The 22,168-nt window shown below is 72.4% G+C and carries 20 protein-coding genes and 1 pseudogene; 1 reads left to right on the top strand and 20 read right to left on the bottom strand.

All coding sequences use genetic code 11. The features are described 5' to 3' along the window. Positions 1–7: 7 nt before the first annotated feature. From ACFVWU_RS06365 to ACFVWU_RS06295, 15 genes and pseudogenes are all read right to left on the bottom strand, one after another. Positions 8–1,183 carry a beta-ketoacyl synthase N-terminal-like domain-containing protein gene (locus tag ACFVWU_RS06365; protein WP_387616364.1) on the bottom strand — a complete coding sequence of 392 codons (1,176 nt, stop codon included), beginning with the start codon at positions 1,181–1,183 and terminating at the stop codon, positions 8–10. Continuing rightward, positions 1,180–2,439: a beta-ketoacyl-[acyl-carrier-protein] synthase family protein gene (locus tag ACFVWU_RS06360; RefSeq protein WP_387616362.1), complete on the bottom strand. Its 1,260-nt coding sequence runs from the start codon at positions 2,437–2,439 to the stop codon at positions 1,180–1,182. The genes ACFVWU_RS06365 and ACFVWU_RS06360 overlap by 4 nt, the downstream gene beginning before the upstream one ends. Then, entirely contained in the window at positions 2,436–2,762 is a 327-nt protein-coding gene (locus tag ACFVWU_RS06355) for a TcmI family type II polyketide cyclase (protein WP_387616360.1), read from the bottom strand. Before ACFVWU_RS06355 ends, ACFVWU_RS06360 begins: the two co-directional genes overlap by 4 nt. A gap of 15 nt (positions 2,763–2,777) precedes the next feature. Further along, entirely contained in the window at positions 2,778–4,280 is a 1,503-nt protein-coding gene (locus ACFVWU_RS06350; protein ID WP_387616358.1) for an FAD-dependent monooxygenase, read from the bottom strand. A 246-nt stretch (positions 4,281–4,526) separates the two neighbouring features. After that, a pseudogene (locus ACFVWU_RS06345) lies at positions 4,527–4,909 on the bottom strand (hypothetical protein); the annotation flags it as partial. A gap of 34 nt (positions 4,910–4,943) precedes the next feature. Continuing rightward, positions 4,944–6,011, bottom strand: coding sequence for an acyl-CoA dehydrogenase family protein (locus ACFVWU_RS06340; RefSeq protein ID WP_387616356.1), 1,068 nt, complete (start codon positions 6,009–6,011; stop codon positions 4,944–4,946). After that, the gene (locus tag ACFVWU_RS06335; RefSeq protein WP_387616354.1) at positions 6,008–7,156 is read right to left on the bottom strand and encodes an acyl-CoA dehydrogenase family protein; all 1,149 of its coding nucleotides are present in this window, start codon (positions 7,154–7,156) and stop codon (positions 6,008–6,010) included. The genes ACFVWU_RS06340 and ACFVWU_RS06335 overlap by 4 nt, the downstream gene beginning before the upstream one ends. A 97-nt stretch (positions 7,157–7,253) precedes the next feature. Continuing rightward, complete coding sequence (locus ACFVWU_RS06330) at positions 7,254–8,447, bottom strand: CaiB/BaiF CoA transferase family protein (protein ID WP_387616352.1); 1,194 nt, start codon at positions 8,445–8,447, stop codon at positions 7,254–7,256. A gap of 162 nt (positions 8,448–8,609) precedes the next feature. Next, positions 8,610–10,055, bottom strand: coding sequence for a CoA transferase (locus ACFVWU_RS06325; RefSeq protein WP_387616350.1), 1,446 nt, complete (start codon positions 10,053–10,055; stop codon positions 8,610–8,612). Between the two features lie 69 nt (positions 10,056–10,124). Next, the gene (locus tag ACFVWU_RS06320; RefSeq protein ID WP_387616348.1) at positions 10,125–10,862 is read right to left on the bottom strand and encodes a helix-turn-helix domain-containing protein; all 738 of its coding nucleotides are present in this window, start codon (positions 10,860–10,862) and stop codon (positions 10,125–10,127) included. A gap of 236 nt (positions 10,863–11,098) precedes the next feature. Continuing rightward, positions 11,099–11,818, bottom strand: a complete 720-nt coding sequence (locus ACFVWU_RS06315; RefSeq protein WP_387616346.1) for a DUF4232 domain-containing protein — start codon at positions 11,816–11,818, stop codon at positions 11,099–11,101. Positions 11,819–11,945: 127 nt separating this feature from the next. Continuing rightward, positions 11,946–14,666, bottom strand: coding sequence for a BTAD domain-containing putative transcriptional regulator (locus ACFVWU_RS06310; protein WP_387616344.1), 2,721 nt, complete (start codon positions 14,664–14,666; stop codon positions 11,946–11,948). A 126-nt stretch (positions 14,667–14,792) separates the two neighbouring features. After that, a complete protein-coding gene (locus tag ACFVWU_RS06305) occupies positions 14,793–15,140 on the bottom strand; it encodes an acyl-CoA dehydrogenase family protein (protein ID WP_387616498.1) in 348 nt (115 codons plus the stop codon). 38 nt (positions 15,141–15,178) lie between these two features. Next, positions 15,179–15,373 (bottom strand): hypothetical protein, encoded by a 195-nt coding sequence (locus tag ACFVWU_RS06300; RefSeq protein WP_387616342.1) that lies wholly within the window; start codon positions 15,371–15,373, stop codon positions 15,179–15,181. Between the two features lie 69 nt (positions 15,374–15,442). Then, entirely contained in the window at positions 15,443–15,661 is a 219-nt protein-coding gene (locus ACFVWU_RS06295) for a hypothetical protein (RefSeq protein WP_387616340.1), read from the bottom strand. Between ACFVWU_RS06295 and ACFVWU_RS06290 the strand changes: the two genes are divergently transcribed. After that, positions 15,650–16,120 (top strand): hypothetical protein, encoded by a 471-nt coding sequence (locus ACFVWU_RS06290; RefSeq protein ID WP_387616338.1) that lies wholly within the window; start codon positions 15,650–15,652, stop codon positions 16,118–16,120. The two genes, ACFVWU_RS06295 and ACFVWU_RS06290, sit on opposite strands and share 12 nt — an antisense overlap. On the opposite strand, the gene ACFVWU_RS06285 is transcribed toward ACFVWU_RS06290, so the two are convergent. The 5 genes from ACFVWU_RS06285 to ACFVWU_RS06265 are packed head-to-tail and all read right to left on the bottom strand — an operon-like array spanning position 16,048 to position 21,950. After that, a complete protein-coding gene (locus tag ACFVWU_RS06285; protein WP_387616336.1) occupies positions 16,048–17,163 on the bottom strand; it encodes an XdhC family protein in 1,116 nt (371 codons plus the stop codon). The two genes, ACFVWU_RS06290 and ACFVWU_RS06285, sit on opposite strands and share 73 nt — an antisense overlap. 51 nt (positions 17,164–17,214) lie before the next feature. Continuing rightward, positions 17,215–18,213, bottom strand: coding sequence for an amidohydrolase family protein (locus tag ACFVWU_RS06280; protein WP_387616334.1), 999 nt, complete (start codon positions 18,211–18,213; stop codon positions 17,215–17,217). Positions 18,214–18,256: 43 nt separating this feature from the next. Then, the gene (locus ACFVWU_RS06275) at positions 18,257–18,736 is read right to left on the bottom strand and encodes a (2Fe-2S)-binding protein (protein ID WP_387616332.1); all 480 of its coding nucleotides are present in this window, start codon (positions 18,734–18,736) and stop codon (positions 18,257–18,259) included. Continuing rightward, complete coding sequence (locus ACFVWU_RS06270) at positions 18,733–19,659, bottom strand: FAD binding domain-containing protein (protein ID WP_387616330.1); 927 nt, start codon at positions 19,657–19,659, stop codon at positions 18,733–18,735. The genes ACFVWU_RS06275 and ACFVWU_RS06270 overlap by 4 nt, the downstream gene beginning before the upstream one ends. After that, on the bottom strand, positions 19,656–21,950 hold the full coding sequence (locus ACFVWU_RS06265) for a xanthine dehydrogenase family protein molybdopterin-binding subunit (RefSeq protein WP_387616328.1): 2,295 nt from the start codon (positions 21,948–21,950) through the stop codon (positions 19,656–19,658). Before ACFVWU_RS06265 ends, ACFVWU_RS06270 begins: the two co-directional genes overlap by 4 nt. Between the last annotated feature and the right edge of the window lie 218 nt (positions 21,951–22,168).

Raw genomic sequence — 22,168 nt, 5'->3', positions numbered from 1 at the left:
CCTTCGGTTATGCCCCGATGACCAGGGCGGAGTTGAACCCACCGGTGCCCCGGGACAGGACCAGGACGTTGGTGATGTGATGGCGCGCGGTCACACCGCGCAGGTCGATCCCCAGGGACTCGTCCGCCTCGACGTTGATGGTCGGGGGGATCGTCTGGTCGCGGATGGCGAGTGCCGCCATGGCGATGTCGAGCGAGGCGGTGCCGCAGCCCATCCGACCCGTCGCCGTCTTGGGCGCGGCGACCGGGACGGAGCGCGCTCCGAAGACGTCCACCAGGGCGGCGGCCTCGGCACGGTCGGCCTGCCTGGTGCCGGCCGCGTCGGCGAGGACGAGGCTGATGTTGCGGGGGCGAAGCCCTGCCGCGTCGAGCGCGAGGCGGATGGCCCGGCCCAGGCCCGTCCCCGGGTCGTCCCGCACACCGTCCACCGTCGCCCCGTGGCCGAGCACCGCCGCGTAGTGGCCGTCGGCCTCGGACCGCAGTACGAGATGGGCCCCGCCCTCGCCGTTGACCCACCCGTCGGCCCGCTCGTCGAACGGGAGGTAGGCGGTGCGCGGGTCGGCGGACCGCGACAGCTGACCGGTCGAGGTGTGCGCGACACGTCCCCAGGGGCACATGGTGCTGTCCACCGATCCGGTGAGCATGATCTGGTTCCCCCGTGCCAGGCGGCGCGCGGCGAGGGCGACGGCGTCCAGACCGCCGGCGTCGTCGGCGACGATCACGCCGCTGTGGCCCTGGCAGCCGTGCCGGATCGAGATCTGGCCGGTGTTCACCGCGTAGAACCAGGCGTAGGACTGATGGGTGCTGACGTACTTGGGGCCTTTGGACCACAGGTTCTGCAGTTCCTTCTGCCCGAACGCGTAACCGCCCGCGGTGGACGCGGTCATGACGCCGATGTCGAGCGGGTCGACCCCGTCCAGGTCGATGCCGCTGTCCTCGAACGCCCCGGCTGCCGTGACCAGCGACATCTGTGTCATCCGGTCGGTGGCCGGCAGGAGCCGACTGGGCAGCCCCTTCGGGTCGAAGTCGAGGACCTCGCCGCTGACGGGGTTGTCGTACAGGGTGGAGTCGAACGAACGGGTCACCCCCAGACCGCTGCACCCGTCGAGGAGGGCCTTCCAGTGCTCTTCCCGGCTCCGACCCAGAGGGGAGACGACGTCGATTCCGCTGATGTGTACGGTCATGCCGCACTCTCCGGATCCGCCAGAACCATGGCGCTCTGGAATCCACCGAAGCCGCTGCCGGTCGTCAGGATCCTGTTGGTCGGTTGCTTCCTGGCATGGAGCGGGACGTAGTCCAGATCGAGTTCCGGGTCCGGCTCGGTGAGGTTGGCGGTCGGCGGGATCACGTCGTGGCGCAGCGCCAGGGCGCAGGCGGCGATCTCCAGGGAGCCGATGGCCCCCAGCGAGTGACCGATCATCGACTTGATGGAGCTGATGGGCACGTGGTGGGCGGCGGCGCCGAGGGACGCCTTCAGCGCGGCGGTCTCGTGCCGGTCGTTCTGCTTCGTCCCGCTGCCGTGGGCATTGACGTAGTCGAGCTGGCCCGGATCGATGCGGGCCTGGCCGAGGGCGGCGGTGACGGCCTTCGCCAGCTCGCGTCCCTCTGGCCTGAGGCCGGTCATGTGGTAAGCGTTGCAGCGACTGGCGTATCCCATGACCTCGCCGTAGACGCGCGCGCCGCGGCGCAGCACGGACTCCTCGGACTCCAGGACGAACATCGCGCTGCCTTCGCCCAGGACGAAGCCGGACCGTGCCGCGTCGAACGGCCGCGAGGCGGTCTCCGGACTGTCGTTGTAGGTCGATGTCGCCTTGATCGTGTCGAAACAGGCGACGGTGATGGGAGAGATGGGCGCGTCGGTGGCACCGCAGACGACCGAGTCCAGCACACCGTCCTGGACGAGCTCCCACGCGTTGCCCACGGCGTCGATCCCGGACGTGCAGCCGGTCGAGACGACGCCGCTCTGCCCGGTGATGCCGAGGTCCTGGGCGATGCCACTGGCGAACGAACTGGGCACGAAGTACGAGTAGAGCTCGGCGGGGGAGTCGGGGGCCACGTCCCAGAGTTCGCCGTCCTTGCTGAGCCGCCGGTAGACCTCCTCCAGCTTGGTCGTGGCGCCGACGGCGGAGCCGACCATCACCCCGGCGCGCCCGGGAGGGCAGGTGCCCGCCCACTGCGCGTCCTCGACCGCTTCACGGGCGGCGACCAGGGCGAACTGGGCCGCGCGGTCCAGCTCCACGGCCTGCCGCTCGGACAGTCCCGCGGCTTCGGCGTGGAAGTCGACCTCAGCGGCCACCCGGGACCTGAACGGCTCCGGGTCACAGAGGCTGAGGCGGCGGGTGGCGGTACGCCCCTGGGTCAGGAGTTCCCAGAAGCTGTCGCGCCCGACGGATCCGGGCGCGACGACCCCGACCCCGGTGATGAAGACCCGGCGGCTCATCGCTCGGCCTGCCAGTGGTAGAAGCGCTCCGCCATGGCGTCCTTCGGCGACCGCCAGTCGGGGGCGTAGGCGTCGATGTACGGCCTGAGGTCGTTGCTGATCCCGATGAACCGCGGATCGGACTTGGCCGCCTCGACCGCGCCGGTGCCGTCGGGGGTCTCGAAGTCCTGCAGGTGGAAGTAGAGGCCGCGGTACCGGAAGAGTTCGCGGCGCAGGGTGCCCATCCGCGCGGGCATGTCGGTGGCGTCGAAGCGCGTGAAGATGTCTGCGACCGCGTCCGCATGACCGGGGTCCATCCGGGCGACGATGAGAGAGCTGAACAAGGGTTCCTCCTCTGGTTACGCGGCGGGCTCTCCGAGCCAGCAGCTGAGTGAAGGGAGCAGTCCGTCGGACTGGTGGCCCGCCCAGGCGATGTGGCCGTCCGGCCGGACAAAGAGGTTCGGGGGCGTGGCCGGGCCGCTCGTCCGGTGCGGCTTCCTCGGCCGCGCGCGCACCACGCGCACCCGCCGCCGCCACGGCGCGGCGGCCGACGCCGCCGAGTCGTCGTCCGTGAGGAGGACCAGCAGGGCTGATCCGTGCCGGAGTTCCCCGACGACGTCGTCGCCGGTCCCGGCCACGTCGAACACGTCCGGTGCCAGCCGCCCGCCCACCGGTGGCAGGGCGCCCGGGACGCCCATGTCGTAGCGGATGTCCAGTCCGCTGACGCTGTCGGCCAGCCGGGTCGACACCTCCGGGATGTCCAGGAGCCGCCGCAGGACCTCGCGCAGCGGGTCCACCTCCGGGCCGCGCAGAAATATCTGTCCCTGGGCCGCGGTGTTGAGCAGCAGTTCCCGGCCGACCGGGTACCGCTCGCTCTGGTAGGTGTCCAGCAGGGAGTCCGGCGCGTGTCCGAGGGCCACCAGCGCCAGTTTCCAGCCGAGGTTCACCGCGTCCTGGATCGAGACGTTCATCCCCTGGCCGCCGGCCGGCAGGTGCGTGTGGGCACTGTCGCCGACGAGCAGCGCGCGCCCGAAGCGGTACGACTCCACGAGGGACGAGGCGTCCGAGAAGGAACTGGCCCACAGGCACTCGCCGTCCGCCAGCGGCTTGCCGACGATGTTCTCGTAGGCGGTCCTGATCTCGGCATGGGTGACGGGGGTGCCGTGCGGGCGCGCCGGCTGGGAGAAGTCGCAGACGATGACCCGTTCCGTCCCGTCGCCCAGCGGCGCCGACATGACCATGCCTTTTTCGTGCTTGACCCCGAAGGGCTCATCGGGCAGGCCACAGCCCCGCAGATCGCCCAGGAGCATCTGCACGGAAGGGGGAGTGCGGTGGACCGGCATGCCGATCGCCTCGCGCACCCCACTGGCCGCTCCGTCGCAGCCGACCACGTAGTCCGCCTCGACGACCCGCTGCCCGGCCGGGCCGCCGAGCACGCAGCGGTATCCCGCGCCGGTGGACGCCATGGACTCCAGCCGCCACGGCCGCCGCACCGGGACCCCCAGTTCCTCGGCCCGGGCGGCGAGTACCCGCTCGGTCCTGGACTGCGGGTACTGGTTGGCCGGGCGCATCGTGCTGGACAGGTGGTCCCCGTCGATGTTCAGACCCGCGAAGTGCACCCCCGGCACCTGGGCGAGCCCGTCGAAGCGGTCCAAGATGCCCCGCTGCTTGAAGATCTCCAGCGTGCGCACCGTGAATCCCAGCGCCCGGGACTGCCCGGTCGGGCCGGGCAGCGCGTCGATCACCAGTGGCTGGATTCCGTGCAGCGCCAGCTCGGCGCCGAGCATGAGACCTGTAGGGCCGGCTCCCACGACCAGAACCGGTACGTGCGACCGAATTTCATCTGCGGCGTGCAACGTCATGCTGCCAACGGTGCTCGGAATCGTCCGGCCGCAGTAGGGCATCAGCAGTGAGGATGGAGGTATATCCGTGCTATCGAAGGGGAGCGCGACCGACCACCCTCATGCCGGACAAGGGGGACGCGAACCGGGTGGTGCCGTCCTCGACGCACGCCGGGCCGCACCTGCCCCGTGAGGGGAGGCGCGGCCGATACGGGCCGTGCTCCGGCGACCCTCCTCGGGAGAGGGGCTGGGCTCAGGAGCGTGGCTGGGGCGGACGGTGAGGATCTGCTCGGCCCGTCCCACCGGCCCGTGGATGTCGTGCAGCACACTGCTGGTGAGCCCCGCCCCGCGGGGCCGAAGGTGACGGTGGTGTCCAGGCCGGTCCACGGCCCTTCCGACTGCCGGTGCAGATGGATCGTCAGATCGATGCCGGGGAACATCTCGTGGGCGGGGTCCTGCTGGACGGCGACGCCGTTCGCGGTGTCCACCAGTGCGATGTACGAGGCGAGCGCGCCGTTCACTGACCATCCGAGGAAGCCCTCCGACAGGTGCTCGGACGCAACTGCTCGAGCGGACTGGGGGCGCGGGGCAGGACGGCGTCCACGACACCGGTGTGGACGATGGCGTCCTCGTGCGGCGCCTGCCGTCATTCGGTCGATTGACGACAGGCGCGGGGGCGAGGGGTCAGGGTGTGGTGGTGAGGGCGGGCCAGAGGGTGGCGGCGGTGACGGACCGGGCCAGGGCAGGCGCCCAGGTGGTTTCGTTGCCGTCCTCGTCACGCCAGGACCACAGGCGGGTGGTGGCGAGGTGGAGCGGGTTGAGCTGGGTGATGCCTATGGCGCCGTGGAGTTGGTGGGCGATGCGGGCGATCTCGGCGGCCGAGGCGGATGCCTGGGTCTTGGCGGCGGCGACGGCGAAGTGGGCGGCCACCCCGCCGGTGTCCAGGGGGGTGGCGGCGGCTTGGACGGCGGCGCGTACCAGGGCGGCCTCCTCGATGAGCCGTGCCTCCTCCTGTTTGACGGCCTGGAAGCGGCTGAGCGGACGGCCGAACTGGGTGCGGGCGGTGGTGTGGGCGACCGTCAGTTCCACGCAGTGTTCGGCGGCTCCGGCGATCAGGGCGGCCCGGGCCAGGGCTGCGCGGAGCCGGGCCTCGTCGAGCAGCTCCGGGGAGATCCGGCGGACCTGCGAGGCGGGGATCTCGAGGGCGGCGAGGTGCAGGTTGTCGCGGGGTTCCTCGGCGAGGTTGCCGCCGGGGGTGAGGACGGCCTGGTCCGGGGTGAGGGTGAACAGGACAGGGCCGAAGGGGGCGGTGGCCAGGACGATGACGGCGGTGGCGGTGCGGGCCCAGGGGACGCGGCGCAGGGTGCCGGTGACCAGCAGGGTGTCGTCGTCGCCCAGGCAGCCGGCCGAACCGACGGCGGAGGCAGCCGGACGAGCGTAACGGACCGTCAGCTCGGTGGCGATGGCATAGCTGAGCGGGCCGTCGGGGACGGGGAGGCCGACGCGGTGCAGCAGCGGGCGGGCGACCAGGGCGGTCTCGGCGAGAGGGGCGGGGACGGCGCGGCGTCCTGCCTCCTGGGCGGCGGCGAGGAGTTCGGCGGTCGAGGCGTCCAGGGAGGGGAGGGCCACGGCGTCCGGGGCCGTCGTGTTGGTGACGACGGCGATGGAGTCCGCATCGGCGTAGAAGGCGGTGGTGTCGTAGGCGTCGGCGGAGATGACGGGGGCGCTGGTGTCGATCGTGTGGGTGTTCATCGGTGCTGCTCCAGACCACGAGTGATGATGCCGCGAAGGATCTCGTTGGTGCCGCCGCGCAGCGTGTAGCCGGGGCTGTGCAGCAGGGCGAAGGCGAGCAGTTCCGGGTGGGTACCGGGGGTGGCGTGCGGGTCGGCGGGGATCGGTAGGACGCTGCGGACGGTGTCGACCAGGGTGCCCTCCAGACGGGTGCCGAGGTCTTTGACCAGGGCGGCCTGGGTGTCGGGCGAGGCTCCGGTGTCCAGGGCGGCGGCCACACCGAGGGACAGTTGGCGGATGCCGTGCAGACGCGCCGCCAGAATGCCCACCTGGGTGAGCTGTTCGGCTGTCGCGGAGCGCTGCTCCAGTTCGCGGAGCAGGGAGACCAGCAGGGGGAAGGTGGACAGATAGCGTTCGGGGCCGCTGCGTTCGAAGGCGAGTTCGCCGGTGACCTGCTTCCAGCCGTCGCCCCGCTGCCCGAGCAGCATGCCGTCGGGGACGTCGACGCCTTCGAGATGGAAGGCGTTGAAGCGGTGCTCGCCGCTCATCAGCCGGATCGGCTCGACCCGCACGCCCGGGGCACGCAGGTCGACGATGAACTGGCTGAGGCCGGCGTGCCTGTCCTCGGCCTCATCGGTGCGGGCGAGGACGATGGCGTAGTCGTTGACGTGAGCGCCGCCGGTCCACATCTTGGTGCCGGTCAACCGCCAGCCGTCGGCGGTCCGTTCGGCGCGGGTGGCGACCGAGGCGAGATCGGAGCCGCTGCTCTTCTCACTCATGCCGATGGAGAAGAAGCACTGCCCGGCGGCGATCCGGGGCAGGAAGAAGCGGCGTTGCTCCTCGGTGCCGTGCTGGAGGATGGACGGGCCGGCCTGCCGGTCGGAGACCCAGTGGGCGCTGACCGGGGCGCCGGCGGCGAGCAGTTCCTCGATCACCACGTAGCGTTCCAGGAAGCCGCGGCCGGCGCCGCCGTAATCGACGGGCAGGGCCATGCCGACCCAGCCGCGCTCCGCGAGGCGGCGGCTGAAGTCGGGGTCCCAGCCGGCCAACCAGGAGTCGGGGCGGCCGAGTACGGTGCCGCGGGCGCGCTCCTCGTCGAGAAAGGCGCGGACCTCGGTACGGAGTCGGCAGGCCGATTCGGGCAGGATGACGTCGGGGAATGCCATCGGTGAAAGCGTTGAAGGCGACATGGTTCATTCGCTCCTGAGCTGGTGAATGAGCGTTCTCTGGTGAATGAGCGTTCTCTTCGGTACGGGAATTCGGTCAGCCTGTGGGGTGCAGCAGGGAAGGGTCGAAGCCGGCTTCGCGGAGGACCTCCTCGGTGTGCTGGCCGATGGCCGGGCAGGGCCGTAGCTCCGGCTCCGGGTCGGCCGAGTAGCGCACCGGGAGGCCGATGGCCCGGTAGCGGCCCTCGGTGGGGTGGTCGGCCTCGCGCAGCAGGCCGCCCTCGCGGGCGTAGGCGGTGGTGGCGGCGGAGGCCAGGTCGAGCACGGGGGCGGCTGCGATACCCACCCGGTCGCAGAACTCCTGCCACTCGGCACTGGTGTGACGCGGTGACAGCTCCGCGAGCAGCGGATAGAGCGCGTCGGCGTTGCGGGCCCGGTCGGGGCCGGTGGCGAAACGCGGGTCGGCGGCCAGTTCGGGGCGGCCCACGAAGGCGGTGAAGTCCCGCCAGTTGCGGTCGCTCTGCGGCAGGATGCACATCCAGCCGTCGGCGGTGCGCAGGGCGCGGCGCTGCGGGCTGAGCGAGCGCGGCGAGCCGAACGCCCCGTCGGCCTCCAGGGCGGCCGCGCCCAGGTGCTCGACCAGGTTGAAGGCGAGCATGGTGTCGGCCATCGGGACCTCGATGTGTTGTCCGGTGCCGCCGTGGTCCCGGTAGTGCAGCGCGGCCAGTACCGACTGGGCGATCTGCATGCCGCAGATCTTGTCGGCCAGCACGGTGGGAACGTAGTGGGGTTGGCCGGAGACCTGGTGGTTGAGCCAGACCAGGCCGCTGGCCGCCTGGATGATGTCGTCGTACGCGGCGTGGGTGCCGTAGCGGCTGTCGCTGCGGAAGCCCTGGGCGTTGGCGTAGATCAGGCCGGGGTTGACGGCCGCGACGTCGTGGTAGCCGAGGCGGAGCTTCTCCAAGGCCTGCGGGCGCAGGTTGGTGATCAGGACGTCGGCGGTGCGCAGGAGGGCGAGCAGGGCGTCGCGGCCGTGCGGAGCCTTGAGATCGATGGCGGCGCTGCGCTTGTTGCGGTTCAGGTTGAGTGCCGCGCCGCCCATGCCGGGGTGGCGCTGCGGCGGGTAGTGGCGCGTCATGTCACCGGTGGGCGGCTCGACTTTGATCACGTCGGCGCCCAGGTCTCCGAGTTGCTGGGCGGCGTACGGAGCCATGATCACGCTGGCCAGTTCGATGACGCGGACTCCGGCGAGGAGTCCTCGGCCGGACGGGCCGCTCGGCTTCTCGGACATCTTCCTGTGCCTCCTGGGGTATCGGGTGGGGTGGATGAACGGTGGTGCGGTACGGGCGGCGGCGGACACGTGGTGCCGAAGACGCAGAAGCGGTGGAACTCGCCGCATCGGTCGGCCTGGGGCAGCGGTTTCAGTTGCCAGGGCTGGTTGCGTAGAAGTGGCCTAGCTCCACTGGAGCGCAGCAGACCCGAGCGGGGACCGCCGGCCAGGCTGAGGGACCGAGCGCCCGCTGTACGCGAACGGTGTCGCCGGTTCGGTGAGCGGGCCGAAGTCGGTCCCCGTGGTCGACAGCGCGGCGAGCGGCGCGCGCCCGGGCCGGGGCAGGCCGAGTACGTCCTCCCGCGCGAGCAGACCGAGTTCCTGCACCCAGTGACACACCCCGGCCAAGGTCACGCGGATCCGCCACGAGCCGCCCTCCGCCGCACGGCGGCGCAGGACCGTTGCGACGGCGGCAGCCCCGAGGTAGGCGGCGAGGTAGTCGTTGAGCAGGTACGTCGGCGGCAGCGACGGCCGGTCGGTCCACTCCTCGACGGCGAATCCGGTTGCCGAGCAGGCGAGTTGGTCGAACCCGCCGCGTTCGCCCCAGGGGCCGTCGGCGCCCCAGGCGTGGTATTCGAGGGTGATGAGTCCGGGGCGGCGCCGGACGAGTTCCTCGGTCGACGCCCCGTGCCGGGCAAGTCCCCGGTAGGCGTGGACGAAGACGTCCGCGTCCTTGAGCGCGTCGTGGAAGGCCGCACGGTCGTGATCGTCGCGCAGGTCGCAGTAGGCGTTGCGCTTGCCGCCGCCGGTCATCGCGATCATCGGGATCGGGTCGGGGCGGTCGGGACGCGACAGGTGCAGCACGTCGGCGCCGAACTGGGCGAGGAGCCGCGCCGCGACGGGACCTGCGATGACATGGGTGAGATCGAGCACCCGTACGCCCGCAAGCGCCTCATCGGCCGCACCGATCGGCTCCAGCGGCCGGACCGGTCCGTCACCGACACGTTCGATCTCGACGACCGGGCGCTGCGCGACATGGCGCCCCGCGGGGTGCGCGAGCCACTCGTCCCGGCTGCGCACCACGCAGGCGACGCCGCCCCGCGCGCAGACGGCCTCCTCCAGCGTGAAGGCGTCCCAGCCGGCCACCGTCTGCGCGATCCCCACCTTGTCGAGCCCGCACCTCAGCACGGAGTGGACCGCGTCCCGCAGATGCGGATAGGTGGTGATGATGAAGATCCACCGGCCGTCGCGCGCCCGGTAGAAGTCGCTGTTGCCGAGCAGGGTCGGATCGTCGAGGAGAGAGACGAGCGGGCGTCCCGAGAGCGTCGTGTGATACGTCGCCATGAGCTGGTCGATCGCGCCCCCGGCCTGCACCTCGACCCTCTGGTGCGGGTGGCCGCGCTGTTCGCCGACCGCCGCCGTCTGCCGCCCGAAGACACCGATCGCGGCAGACATGGCATCGGCGAGGCGATGCACCGAGGGCACCAGGGGATCCGCCCCGACGACGGTGATGTCCTCGGCCCCCCGGGCCGGATCGGGGTCGCCGAGAGTGTGCAGCAGCCGGGAGACGATCTCGGCGGTGGACGACGGAGGCGTCGGCCCGGCCGTGGTCAGCATGTTCGAAGTCATGCCGGGATGCTCGTTCCCCGCACCGCACGAGCGCCCGCGTTCACGGATATCCGTGAACCGATGCGGACGTCACGTCCGCCCCTCCTGGATGTGCGCGAGGAGCCGGGCCGCCGCCCGGTCCAGACTCAGCCGCTCCGAGCGGCCACGACGCCGGTGCGTCAGAACGAGGGCACCCGTGACGACGGGGCCGTCGGTGACGGGGATCGCGAGCGCGCTGACCTCGGGATCGGCCAGACCCTCGCTGCGGCTGATCCGCGACGCACGGATCCCCGGAAGAGCGCGGCGGAACTCGGCGACCGCCTCGGGGTCGTGGCGGGCGAGCTCGTCGAGCAGCCCACGGCGCTCCACCTCGTCGGTGAAGGCCAGCAGCAACCGGCCGGCGGCGGTACGCAGCAGCGGCCGGGCCATGTGCTCGTCGGCGAGCGGCACGAGCCGGGGAATCTCGTCCTCGCCGCCGCGCGCGAGGTGCACGGCGTCGAGCCCGACCCGCACCGTGAGCAGCACCGGGGTACCCGCGACGCGGCTCAGTTCGTCGAGTTCGGTCTGACTGATCCGCGGGACGACCCGGCCTGCGATGAGGTTGAGGACGTGCGGGGCGGGCCCGAGCCGGAAGCGCCGGTGCTGTTCCAGCAGGAAACCGGTCGCGACAAGGCCGTTGACCAGATCCTGCACCGAACTCGCCGGGGCCTCGGCCGCCCGCGCCAACTCGGCCACGGTCACCCCGCCCGGCGCCCGCGCGGCGGCCTCCAGGATCCACACGACCCGGTCCACCGTACGGTGACGCCGCCGCCGGCCGTGCTCGCTCATCCCGCCCGCCTTGTCCTTGTTGTACGTAGCCGGCCGATCGCGCCGTCACGGCCCGCCGATTCTCCCCCGCCACCCGACGAGCAAGCCGACCCCGGCCCGCTACAGACGTCACCAGCCCGGCACCTGCACCGGACCCTGATGTCGACCGTTCACACCGCCGGCGGCAGTACCTGAACCTGAACCTGATCCACGCCGTCATGTCCAGGATCGTGCGAACGACGGGGCTGCGCCAAGCTCTACCGTGCCGCGAAGGCTCCGACCTTGAAGTCGGTGCCGCAGACGCTGAAGACGCCGCCCGGCGAGCCGTTCGCCTTCATCACGTTCACCGTGGTGCCCGCGTCCTTGGGCAGCGCGACCTTGACGTGGGACGCCTGCACCGGGCAGGTGTAACGGGCCGACTTGGTGCCCTCGCCGTTCACGTCGTTGTACAGCACGTCCGCCACCACCGCGGCGCCCGCCGGTACTTCGACCGCTTCCGAGCCCTCCTTGGAGTTGTCCCCCGAGACCGGGCTCGCCTTGCCCTGGTCGTCGTCGGCGACCACGGTCGTCGGGCCGACGATGGTGCAGGGGGCACCCGAGCTGTTGGTGATCTTGAGGGTGGCCGCGGCGGCCTGCGCGTCACTGGCGTGGCCCGCGGACTGGAGGAACGTCACCGAGGTGTTCTTGGTCGTGCAGGCCGCGGTGACACCGCCCCCGCCGGCGCGGGAGGGCGAACTGCCTCCAGCGCTCGTGCTCGTCCTGTTCCCGGACGGCGCCGAGGCCGAGGTGGACGCCGACGCCGAGGTGGAGGTGGAGGCGGAGGCGGAGGTGGAACCCGACGGGGCGGCTGATGATGCGCTGGTGCCGGCGGCGCCGCTGTCCTGCGTACCGCTGCCGTCGTTGCAGGCGGTCAGGGACAGGGCGAGCGTGGCGACGGCGCCGACGGCGAGCAGGGCGGGACGGGTGGTGGTGCGCATGGCTGGTTCCCCCGGTTCTCGTTCGTGGGTCGCGATCCTGCACGAGGTCGTTTCCCCTTACACGAACGAGGGTGTTGCGGCGCGCTGGCAGATCACTAACGAGCGCGGCGGCGGCGCTAACGCCCCGCTAACGCTCCCGGATCCTGGCGTGTGCCGCCGCGTGCCGGCGCCGCAGTTCGGGCAGTGCGTCCTGGTCGGCGATGTGCAGCAGGGCATCGAGCGCGGTGACGGCGCCCGCGTCGTAGCCGGTCTGCTCGGCCTCGAGCGCGGCCTGCGCGAGGCAGCGCCGCCCGGCCATGGTGTCGCCGAGCCCGGCCAGCGCCTCGCCCTGCCAGGTACGCAGGAGCACGCGCCGGGCGACCGCCTCGTGCTCGGGGCCGAGGCCGAGCGCCACCTCGGCCGCCTCGTACGCCTGCCGGTGGCGGCCCGCGCCGAGGTGGATGCGGGCCAGGTGCTGGAGCGCGAGCATCCGGGTGTGCGCGTCGTCGGCCTCGGTGGCGAGGGCGAGGGCTCGGGTGCAGGCCGTTTCGGCGGCGCCGGGTTCGTCGTCGGGGAGGGCCGCGGCGAGGTTGACCAGGGCGGTGGCCTCGCCGAGTATGTCGCCTGCGCGGGCCGCGAGTTCGGGTGCGACGCGCAGGTGCCGGACGGCCTCGGCAGTGCGGCCCTCCTCGGCGAGCACCCAGCCGAGCAGGGTCAGGACGCGAGCCTCCGCATAGGGGTCGGCGCAGGCGCGGGCGTCGGCGAGGGCGGCCTCCAGGGTGGGCGCCCAGTCGGCGAGGACCCGCCAGACCACGAACGGCCACTGGGTCACGGCGATCCGCCAGGCCCGCTCGGGCCGGTCCTCGGCGCGGGCCGCAGCGGCGATCAGGGCGAGGTCGTCGCGTTCGGCGGCGAACCAGCCGAGCGCCTCCTCGCGGCTGGTGAAGTCCCGCACTGCGGGCGGCTGTTGAAAGTCATCGGGCTGTACGAAGGCGGGCTCCCCGCCAGGTTCCGCAGCCTCGGACGCGGACAGCGCGGTCGCCACGCAGTGGTCGTACAGGCGCAGCCGGGCCGCGGTGCGGGCGGCCGGGTCGTGGCTCTGGCCACGCGCGTAGAGCCGGACCAGATCGTGCAGGACGTAGCAGCCGGGGGCGGTCTCGGTGAGCAGGTGCGCGGCGACCAGGCGGTCGAGGGCGCGGGCCGCATCCGGCGGGGTCGTGTCGGCGAGCGCAGCGGCGCTGAACCGGTCGACGTGTGTGCCCGGGTGATGGCCGAGCGCGGTGAACAGCTGCGCCGTGTCGGCGGGGAGGTGGGCGATGGTGAGCCGTAGCGCGGAGGCGACGCCGATGTCCTCGGCGGCGAGCAGCGCGAGCCGCTGACGCTCGTCGGCGAGCCGGTCGGCGAGGGAGGCGAGGCCGAGGGCGGGGAGTTCCACGAGCCGAGCGGCGGCGACCCGCAGCGCGAGCGGCAGCCCGCCGCACAACTCGGCTGTACGGCGGGCCGCTTGGGGCTCGGCGGCGGTGCGGTGCTCGCCGAGGACACGGGTGAGCAGGGCCACGCTGTCGTCGGTGGCGAGGACGTCGAGGGCGACGACGCGGGCGGCGTCGGAGGCGACGAGACCGGCGAGGCGGGCACGGCTGGTGACGACGGTGACGCAGCCGGGTCCCGTGGGCAGCAGCGGGCGCACCTGGGCGGAGGTACGGGCGTTGTCGAGGACGACGAGCAGCTGCAGTTCGGCGGTGAGCTCGCGGAACAGGGCACCGGCGGCGTCCGCCGACTCGGGCATCCGGCGCGGTGGAACGTCGAGAGCGACGAGGAACTCCCGCAGCAGCTCGGCCGGTTCGGGGTCCGAGGTGTCGCTGAACCCGCGCAGATCGGCGTAGAGCGTCCCGTCGGGGAAGTCGGAGCGCCGGCCGGCCGCCCAGTGCACGGCCAGTGCGGTCTTGCCGACCCCGGCGGGCCCGGTGACCACGACGACCGGCCCGTCAGGTCCGGCCGCGGCCGCCGTCAGCGCGGCGCTCTCGGCGGTGCGGCCGTGGAATCCACGCGGGGTACGAGGCAGCAGGTTGGGCCGGACCTGCACTGGTTCCAGGGCGGGTTGGGGCGTATCGGCCCGGACCGTGGGGGCGCTGTCGGGGCCGAGGGCGAGGGTGAAGGCGGCGGTCAGCTCGGCGCCCGGACGGACGCCGAGCTCGTCGGCGAGAACCTGGCGGGCGCGGTGGTAGGCGTCCAGGGCCTCCGAGGAACGCCCCGCGTGGTGCAGCGCCTCGACCAGCCGGGCGGCCAGCGGCTCGCGCAGCGGATGGGCCCCGGTCTCCGGCCGCAACAGCTGGACAGCGCGCTCGTGTTCACCGCCCACGACGTACGTGTCGGCGAGCAGCTCGACCGCGGCGAGCCGCGCCTCGTCCAAGGTGTGCGCGGCGGAGCGCAGCAGCGGTGACGGGTAGGCGCCGGCCAGCGCGGGGCCCTGCCACAGGGCGAGCGCCTCGGTGAGCAGCGCGGCCCTGTCACCGGGGTCGGTGGCGCGGCGGGCAAGCGCCACCAGACCCTCGAAGCGGTGGGCGTCGAGCAGCGTCTCCGGCAGTTCCAGGTGGTACGCGGCGCCGCGCGTGCTCAGCTCGACGCCGTACGCCGATGCGTCGACGCCCGCCAACAGTGCCCGCAGGCGCGAGACATGGCCTTGGATCACGGTACGGGCGTGCAGCGGGGGTTCGTCGTCCCACAGCGCCTCGGTGAGTGTGTCCACGGAGACCGCGACATTGGCCCGCAGCAACAGCATCGCGAGCAGGCTGCGCCGCTTGGCGGGCCCGAGCGGCAACGGCCCGTCGTTCCCGCTGACCGACACGGGGCCGAGGACCTGGAACTCCATGAACCGAACCCTATCTTCCGAGGGCTACTGGGCATCGGGACGTCGAACCGTACGGATACCGCTACCGCGCCACCCCGTCACCGATCAGGTCGGGCCGGTCGCCGGCGGAGCCGATGGCACGAGGGATCAGGGCCCGGCGGTGGCTTCGACGCACCGGGCCAGGTGGCGCACCCAGTAGGTGTCGTCACTGCCTTCGTCGCGCCCGGACCACAGGCGGGTGGTGGCGAGGTGGAGCGGGTGGAGCCGGGTGATGCCGATGGCGCCGTGAGGTTGGTGAGCGATGCGGGCGATCTCCGCGGCCGAGGCGGATGCCTGGGTCTTTGCGGCGGCGACGGTGAACCGCGTGCCCGGGTCGCCGGTGTCCAGCGGCGCGGCAGCTGCCTGGACGGCGGCGCATACCAGGGCGACCTCTTCGATCAGGCGTGCTTCCTCTTGCTTGACGGCCTGGAAGCGGCTGAGCGGGCGGCCGGGCAGAGGGGGAGGCAGCCGGACGGGCGTAGCGGATCGTCAGGTCAACCGATCACGGCAGACATGGCATCGACGAGGCGATGCACCGAAGGCACCAGGGGATCCGCCCCGACGACGGTGATGTCCTCGGCCCTCCGGGCCGGATCGGGGTCGCCGAGAGTGTGCGGCAGCCGGGAGACCACCTCGCCGGTGGACGACGGAGGCGTCGGCCCGGCCGTGGTCAGCGCGTTCGAAGTCATGCCGGGATGCTCGTTCCCCGCACCGCACGAGCGCCCGCGTTCACGGATATCCGTGAACCGATGCGGACGTCACGTCCGCCCCTCCTGGATGTGCGCGAGGAGCCGGGCCGCCGCCCGGTCCAGACTCAGCCGCTCCGAGCGGCCACGACGCCGGTGCGTCAGAACGAGGGCACCCGTGACGACGGGGCCGTCAGTGACGGGGATCGCGAGCGCGCTGACCTCGGGATCGGCCAGACCCTCGCTGCGGCTGATCCGCGACGCACGGATCCCCGGGTCATGACTCGGCATCCGCGACCCCCTCTTCCTGCTCGCCGGGCTCGGAGCGGTCGCCGGTCGCCGAGTCGGCGCCCGAAGCACATCGACGACTGGGTCACCGCCCAGCTGGAAGCCAAGCGCGGAAAGGTCACCGTCTACCGGGCCGTGTCCACCCTGCGCAACGCGCTGAACGCCGCCGTGCGCTCCTGGAGGCTGCGCCACAACCCGGCCAAGCACTCCGTGCCGCCCAAGCCCCGCGCCGCCGAGCGCACCTGCTGGACCCCCGACGAGGCCGCAACGGTCCTGCGCCACAACGCAGAGCAGTACGCCGATCAGCTGACCGACCTGTTCGAGGTCATGCTCGGGACCGGCATGCGCCGCGGCGAGATCCCCAGCCCTGCATTGGTCGGACGTCCACCTCATGGACCGCAAGCTGCGGCGGAGCGGATGGGCCCACTCAGCCCGGACAGCGGTCGACCGTTGCGCCCGTGACGGACGGTGAGCAACTCGGCGGCGAAGGCGACCGCTGTCTCCTTCGCGGTCGCCGCGCCGAGGTCGAGCCCCAGCGGCGCGTGCAGCCGGGCCAGTGCCTCCGGAGTGACGCCCGCTTCCCGCAGGGCCTCGACGCGCTGGGCCTGGGTGCGTCGCGACCCCAGCGCCCCCACGTAGGCGAGCGGCCTGCCGAGCGCCTCCACGAGCACGGGGATGTCGAACTTCGTGTCGTGCGTCATCACACAGACGACGGTTCTGGGGTCGGTCCGGGCGGCTGCCAGGTACCGGTGCGGCCAGTCGACGACCACCTCGTGCGCGGCGGGAAAGCGCTCCGCCGTCGTGAAAGCGGGTCGGGCGTCGCAGACGGTGACGTGGTAGCCGAGGAAGGCCCCGATCTCGCAGACCGCTGCGGCGTGGTCGTTCGCCCCGAAGACCAGCAGGCGTGGCGGCGGTGCCCAGGCCTCCAGCAGCACCCGGGCCTCGCCCGGCTGCGCACCGCCGCGCAACCGGTACGTCAGCACCCGGGCTTCATCGAGCCCGAGGAGCGCTTCGGCGTCGGTCAGGACCTGCTGGTCGAGATCGACGCGCCCGGTGCTCCCTCGATGACCGTCCTCGCGGACGGCCAGCACGCGTCCGGCTTCGCCCTCCGGTGCCGAGATCACGCGGGCCACGACCACGGGGGCCCGCGCGGCGACAGCCCGATGGGCGTCAGCGAGGACGTCCGCCGGCTCCTGCGCCACGGCCTGGACGAAGACCTCGATCTCGCCGCCGCAGGTCAGACCGATCGCGAACGCGTCCTCGTCGGAGTACCCGAAGGAGGCGCACCGGGGCCGGCCGGTGCTCAGCACCTCGCGGGCGAGCTCGTAGACGGCGCTCTCGACGCAGCCTCCCGAGACGCTTCCCAGCGCCTTGCCGTCGGTATCCACGCACAGGGCCGAGCCGGGTGGCAACGGTGCGCTCCCACGTACGCCGATCACGCTGGCGACGGCGTAGGGTGCGCCGGTCGCGTGCCATTCCAGCAGGCGGGACGTCAGTTGCCGCACGGCGTTTCTCCGATCTGCTCCGCGGCCAGTGTGGAAGCGGTGCTCTGGTTTTCAGCGAAGCGAGCCCGTCGGCGCCGCCCCCAGGAAGGCGCGGCCATTGGCCTCCAGCACGGCGGCGTCCATGCCGTTGTCCAGCGGGAACCGGACCGGGTCCGGCTGCGCCATGTCGAACGGGTAGTCGCTGCCGCAGACGACCCGGTCCGGGGAGGCGTGGGCGCGCAGCAGGCGCAGGGTTTCGGGGTCGTGGGCGACCGTGTCGAAGTACAGCCGCCTGAACGACTCGGCCGGGGGACGCGTGCTCCCCCGTCGCACGTCCTCCCGGGTGCGCCAGCCGTGGCCCCAGCGGCCGAGCAGGGCCGGTGCGCAGCCGCCGCCGTGGACGAAGCAGATCCGCAGGCCGGGCAGCTCCTCCAGAACGCCGCCCAGCAGGACCGCGGCGACCGCCGTGGTGCTCTCGACCGGGTTGCCGATCAGGTTGACCAGGTAGTGGTGGTCCCATTCCTGGCGGGGCAGCTGCATCGGGTGGACCAGCACGGACAGGCCCAGGCCGGCGGCGACGCCGAGCACCTCCCGCATGCTGCCCCGGTCGTAGGAGCGGCCGTCGACCACGGGCGGGACGGCGACTCCCGCCACCCCCTCCGCCACGGCCAGCCGTTCGAGCTCCCGCCGCGCCGCACCGACGTCGTCGAGGCGCACGAGCCCGAGTCCGACCAGGGCCCCGTCCGTGCCGGCTACGGCCTCGGCGAGCCGTTCGTTGTAGGCGGCCACGTACGCGTCGGCCTCCCGGGGCCGGTGCACGGGGAAGGCGAAGGGAGGCGCGGAGATCACGCGGACGCCCAGTCCGGCCTGCTGCGTGTCGGCGAGGACGGCGTCGATGTCGGTCATCGCCGTCGTCCGGAACGAGAGCGGGGCATCGCCGAGGTACAGCTCGCCGTCCCGGTCGTTCATCCCCCCGTACGGGTTCCCCGGGGGTAGGGCCAGCAGCTCGCGCGGGAGCCAGTGCGCGTGGACGTCGATCACTCCGCTGCGGATCCCTCCGTTCACAGCCATGCGTACTCCTTGACGGTCTTTCCGATGAGCTGCGGGCGGGGAATCACTCGCCACCCCGGCACTCGTGTGCTGCGCGGGTGACCGCGCGCCGGATCGCCTCGTAGCCGGTGCAGCGACAGATGTTGGAACCGACGACCGCCTCGACGGCCTCCGGCTTGTCGGCGATCGCCGGATCGCGTTCGAGGGCTTCGGCGGCCACCATCAGGAATCCCGGGGTGCAGAACCCGCACTGGAGTGCGTGCTCGGCCGAGAAGGCCCGCTGCAGCGGGTGGGGTTCGCCGCCGGGGTCCGCCAGGCCCTCCACGGTCCGGAGCGAGCTCCCGTCGCACTGGACCGCCAGGACAAGGCACGAGCGGACCGCCTGGCCGTCCATCAGGACGGTGCAGGCGCCGCAGATGCCGTGCTCGCAGCCCAGATGGGTGCCGGTCAGGCCGCAGTCGTCGCGCAGGACGTCGGCAAGCAGCCGCCGGGGCTCGACGTCGAGCTCGTAGCCCCGGCCGTTGACGGTGAGCGTGATCTTCATCGGTCCTCTCCCTTGCGGGCGGCGCGCGACCGTCGGTCCGCGTCCGCGTCCGTGAGCGTCCGGGCCACCAGAACGGCCAGGGCCTGCCGCTTGTAGGCGACGTCCCCGTAGGGTTCGGCCACGGGCGCGGCGTCCTCGTGCGCGGCGATCTGTCCGGCACGGACGAACGGGTGGTCCCCGCGCGGGTGTCCGCTGCCGGGAGGCGGCAGCTCGGTACCGATCAACGACCGCTCGGCCGCCCGCGCACGCAGCGGCCGGTCGGCGCTGTTGACCAGTCCGATGCGTGCGTCGGCCACCACCCCGTCGCGCACCGACACCGCCGCCGCGACGGCCACCTGCGCGAAGCAGAAGTGGGTGCGCCGGTGCTCGATGAAGCCGACCCCGTACTCATCGCCGAGCAGCGGGAGTCGCACGGCGGTGATCAGCTCGTCCGCCCTGCGCTCGGTGCGGTACGGGCCGAGGAAGTAGTCCCGAACCGCGAGTTCGCGCTTCCCCTCGCGCGAGGTCACCTCCACGGTGGCATCCAGGGCGAGGCCGATCGCGCACCACTCCGAGGCCGGGTGGGCCCAGGCGAAGCTCCCGGCCATGGTTCCGCGGGACCGGATGGGCGGATGTGCGATGTTGACCACCGCCAGGGCGAGCAGTCTCCCGAGCGGCCCCGGCACCGCGTCCGCCGACTCGAAGGTGCGGTGTCGGACCAGCGCGCCGACACGCGCCTCGTTCCCGTTGACGTCGATCCGGTCCAGGCCGGCAAGGCGGTTGATGTCGACGACGAGGTCCGGGCGGATCCGTGCCAGATGCATCTCCAGCAGCAGGCTCTGGCCTCCCGCGAGCACCTGGGTCCGTCGGTTCCCCTCCCCGAGTGCCTCGACGGCCTCGGCGATCGTGCTCGGCAGCACGTAGTCGAACGCGGCAGGTTTCACCGGCTGTCCTCCTCCAATTTCGGGGCCTCCTCGAACTTCGGGGCGCGCGCTGCCCGCCACACGACGTCCGGGGTGAGCGGCATCTGCAGCAGGTCGGGATCGGCGGGGCGCAGCGCGTCGGTCACGGCGTTGACGACGGCGGCCGGGGTGCCGATGCACCCTGACTCCCCCGCGCCCTTGGCGCCCAGCGGGGTGCCGGGGCTGGGGGTGCACGTGTCCTTGATCTCGATGGGTGGGATCTCGCTGTAGGTCGGCAGCAGGTAGTCCAGGAAGCCGTTGGCCAGGTGGGGCACGCCGTCCTCGCCGAAGGTCATGCCCTCGTAGAGGGCCTGGCCGAGGCCCTGCACGGCCGACCCGAACGCCTGGCCGCGCACCACGGTGGGGTTGAGCACCACGCCGCAGTCGTCCACCGCGACCAGCCGCAGCACGCGGACGGTGCCGAGCTCCGGATCCACCTCGACGACCGCGACGTGCGCGCCGAAGGGGAACGCCATGCCGGCCTCGAAGCGGTCCTCGACGCGCAGCGGGCCGGTGGCCTTCACCAGTTCGGCGAGGTCGGCGACGGCGGAGTCGTCCCGCGCCGCGCGGACGACCCCGTCGGCCCACTCGACCTCGTCGACCAGCAGGCCCCACAGCTGCGCGGCACGCGTGCGCGCCTGCTCGATCAGCATGGCGGCGACGTGCTGCAGCATCGCCCCGGCCACCTGCGCGGAACGGCTCGCGAACGATCCCAGCCCTTCGGGCTGTTCGTCGGTGTCCCCCTCGACGAGACGGACCCGCTCCTCCGCGATGCCGAGGACCTTCGCGACCAGGGCGGGGAAGACCGTCTCGTGCCCCTGACCGCTCGGCGCGGCACCGCACCGCACGGTGACGGTTCCGTCGGCGTGCGCCTCGGCGCTGCCGAACTCGTGCAGACCGCCGGGCTCGCCGCCGGAGCGTTCGACGTAGCAGGAGACGCCGATGCCCAGTGGGAGAGCCTGCGGATCCTCGCGGCGGCGAGCCTGTTCGGCACGCCAGGCGGCGTAGTCCAGGGTCTCCAGGGCGAGGTCCAGAGCGCCGGCGTAGTCGCCGCTGTCGTAGCGTCGGCCGGTGGGCGTCTCGTACGGGAACGCCTCAGGCGGGATGAAGTTGCGCCGCCGCAGCTCCACGGGATCGATGTCCAGTCGGCGTGCCATCAGATCCATGGCCCGTTCCAGGGCGATCGCCGCCTCGGGGCGTCCCGCACCGCGGTAGGGGTAGGTCACCATCGTGTTGGTGAGCACGGAGCGCAGGGTCGCGTGCACCCGTGGGGTGGTGTACGGGCCCGTGGCCATCCACACGGTCTGCATGGGCAGGCCCACCCCGAGGTGCGGATAGGCGCCGACATCGGCCTCGACCTTCAGTTCGTAGGCGAGCAGCCTGCCTTCGGCGTCGGCCGCCAGACGCACGGTCTGGTCCTGGCCCCGGCCTCGGGTGGCGACGAGCATCGACTCCAGCCGGTCCTCGATCCAGCGGACCGGCCTACCGAGCTTGACCGCCAGGTGGGCGACGACCACGAACTCGGGGAAGGCGGCGCTCTTCGAGCCGAAAGCGCCCCCGGTGTCGGGAACGACGACCCGAATCCGGTCGGCGGACCATCCGAGCAGCGCCGCGAGCTCGCGTTTGAGCCGGTGGGGCATCTGGTGTCCGGACCAGACCGTCAGGCGGTCCCCCTCCGGCACGGCGAGGATGGTGCGGCACTCCATCGGACTGGGCATCAGCAACTGCTGGCGGTAACGGCCCTGCACGACGGCGGCGGCCTCACGCCAGACGGAGTCGTCGACGGGCTGCCCGGCCTCCCCGCGCAGAGCGGTGTTGCTCAGGCCGTCGAACAGACGGGGTTCGTCCATGGCCGCCGCAGCCGGCGTGATCACTGCAGGCAGCGGATCGATGGCGAAGGTCACCTCGGCCACGCCGTCCTCCGCGCGGTAGCGGTCCTCCCCGAGGACGACGGCGACCGCCTCTCCGGGGTAGCGCACCCGCTCCTTGACCAGCGCCGGCCACTCCCGGCCCGCGACGGCCTCCTCCGTGGACAGCCGCGCCAGCAGGGTGTGCGGAACCGCGGGAAGGTCCGGGAGCTCGGCGGCCGACCAGGCCCCGACGACTCCGGGGACCTCGCGGGCCGCAGCGCAGTCCACGTCCCGAAGCAGCCCGTGCGCGACACGGCTTCTCACGAACGCGGCGTCGAGGCATCCCGGAACCGCGATGTCCGCGACGAACCGGCCGCTTCCGGTGAGGAGCCTCTCGTCCTCACGCCTGGTCCAATGCTTCACGCGCAGACCTCCTGGGCCCGTGTCTGAACAAGGAAATCGGGAAATCGACGGTCCGCGCCTGCACGGCTCGGGAGATGTTCACATCCCGAAGGCCGAAGCCCGATGGCTGGAGGCTACCGTCGTGGGAGTCCTCGCATGCGGCGGCCGCAATCAGCGTGCACCGACGGAGGAGTGCTGTGCCCTCCGCGCACAATCCGAGGGTCACGCGCTGCACCGAC

The sequence above is a fragment of the Kitasatospora sp. NPDC058190 genome (genome assembly GCF_042883685.1).
In the GTDB taxonomy this organism is placed as follows: Bacteria; Actinomycetota; Actinomycetes; order Streptomycetales; family Streptomycetaceae; genus Kitasatospora.
The sequence above is the reverse complement of the archived record's forward strand: the minus strand, read 5'-3'. Positions and strand labels throughout refer to the sequence as shown.

Excerpts from the sequence above, each read along its gene's own strand:
- ACFVWU_RS06330 (WP_387616352.1), bottom strand. The coding sequence starts at position 8,447 with ATGTCCGAGAAGCCGAGCGGCCCGTCCGGCCGAGGACTCCTCGCCGGA.
- ACFVWU_RS06280 (WP_387616334.1), bottom strand. The coding sequence starts at position 18,213 with ATGGCTGTGAACGGAGGGATCCGCAGCGGAGTGATCGACGTCCACGCG.
- ACFVWU_RS06350 (WP_387616358.1), bottom strand. The coding sequence starts at position 4,280 with ATGACGTTGCACGCCGCAGATGAAATTCGGTCGCACGTACCGGTTCTG.
- ACFVWU_RS06300 (WP_387616342.1), bottom strand. The coding sequence starts at position 15,373 with ATGACTTCGAACGCGCTGACCACGGCCGGGCCGACGCCTCCGTCGTCC.
- ACFVWU_RS06295 (WP_387616340.1), bottom strand. The coding sequence starts at position 15,661 with ATGCCGAGTCATGACCCGGGGATCCGTGCGTCGCGGATCAGCCGCAGC.
- ACFVWU_RS06275 (WP_387616332.1), bottom strand. The coding sequence starts at position 18,736 with ATGAAGATCACGCTCACCGTCAACGGCCGGGGCTACGAGCTCGACGTC.
- ACFVWU_RS06365 (WP_387616364.1), bottom strand. The coding sequence starts at position 1,183 with ATGACCGTACACATCAGCGGAATCGACGTCGTCTCCCCTCTGGGTCGG.
- ACFVWU_RS06315 (WP_387616346.1), bottom strand. The coding sequence starts at position 11,818 with ATGCGCACCACCACCCGTCCCGCCCTGCTCGCCGTCGGCGCCGTCGCC.
- ACFVWU_RS06290 (WP_387616338.1), top strand. The coding sequence starts at position 15,650 with ATGACTCGGCATCCGCGACCCCCTCTTCCTGCTCGCCGGGCTCGGAGC.
- ACFVWU_RS06320 (WP_387616348.1), bottom strand. The coding sequence starts at position 10,862 with ATGAGCGAGCACGGCCGGCGGCGGCGTCACCGTACGGTGGACCGGGTC.
- ACFVWU_RS06335 (WP_387616354.1), bottom strand. The coding sequence starts at position 7,156 with ATGGCATTCCCCGACGTCATCCTGCCCGAATCGGCCTGCCGACTCCGT.
- ACFVWU_RS06340 (WP_387616356.1), bottom strand. The coding sequence starts at position 6,011 with ATGAACACCCACACGATCGACACCAGCGCCCCCGTCATCTCCGCCGAC.
- ACFVWU_RS06325 (WP_387616350.1), bottom strand. The coding sequence starts at position 10,055 with ATGACTTCGAACATGCTGACCACGGCCGGGCCGACGCCTCCGTCGTCC.
- ACFVWU_RS06310 (WP_387616344.1), bottom strand. The coding sequence starts at position 14,666 with ATGGAGTTCCAGGTCCTCGGCCCCGTGTCGGTCAGCGGGAACGACGGG.
- ACFVWU_RS06360 (WP_387616362.1), bottom strand. The coding sequence starts at position 2,439 with ATGAGCCGCCGGGTCTTCATCACCGGGGTCGGGGTCGTCGCGCCCGGA.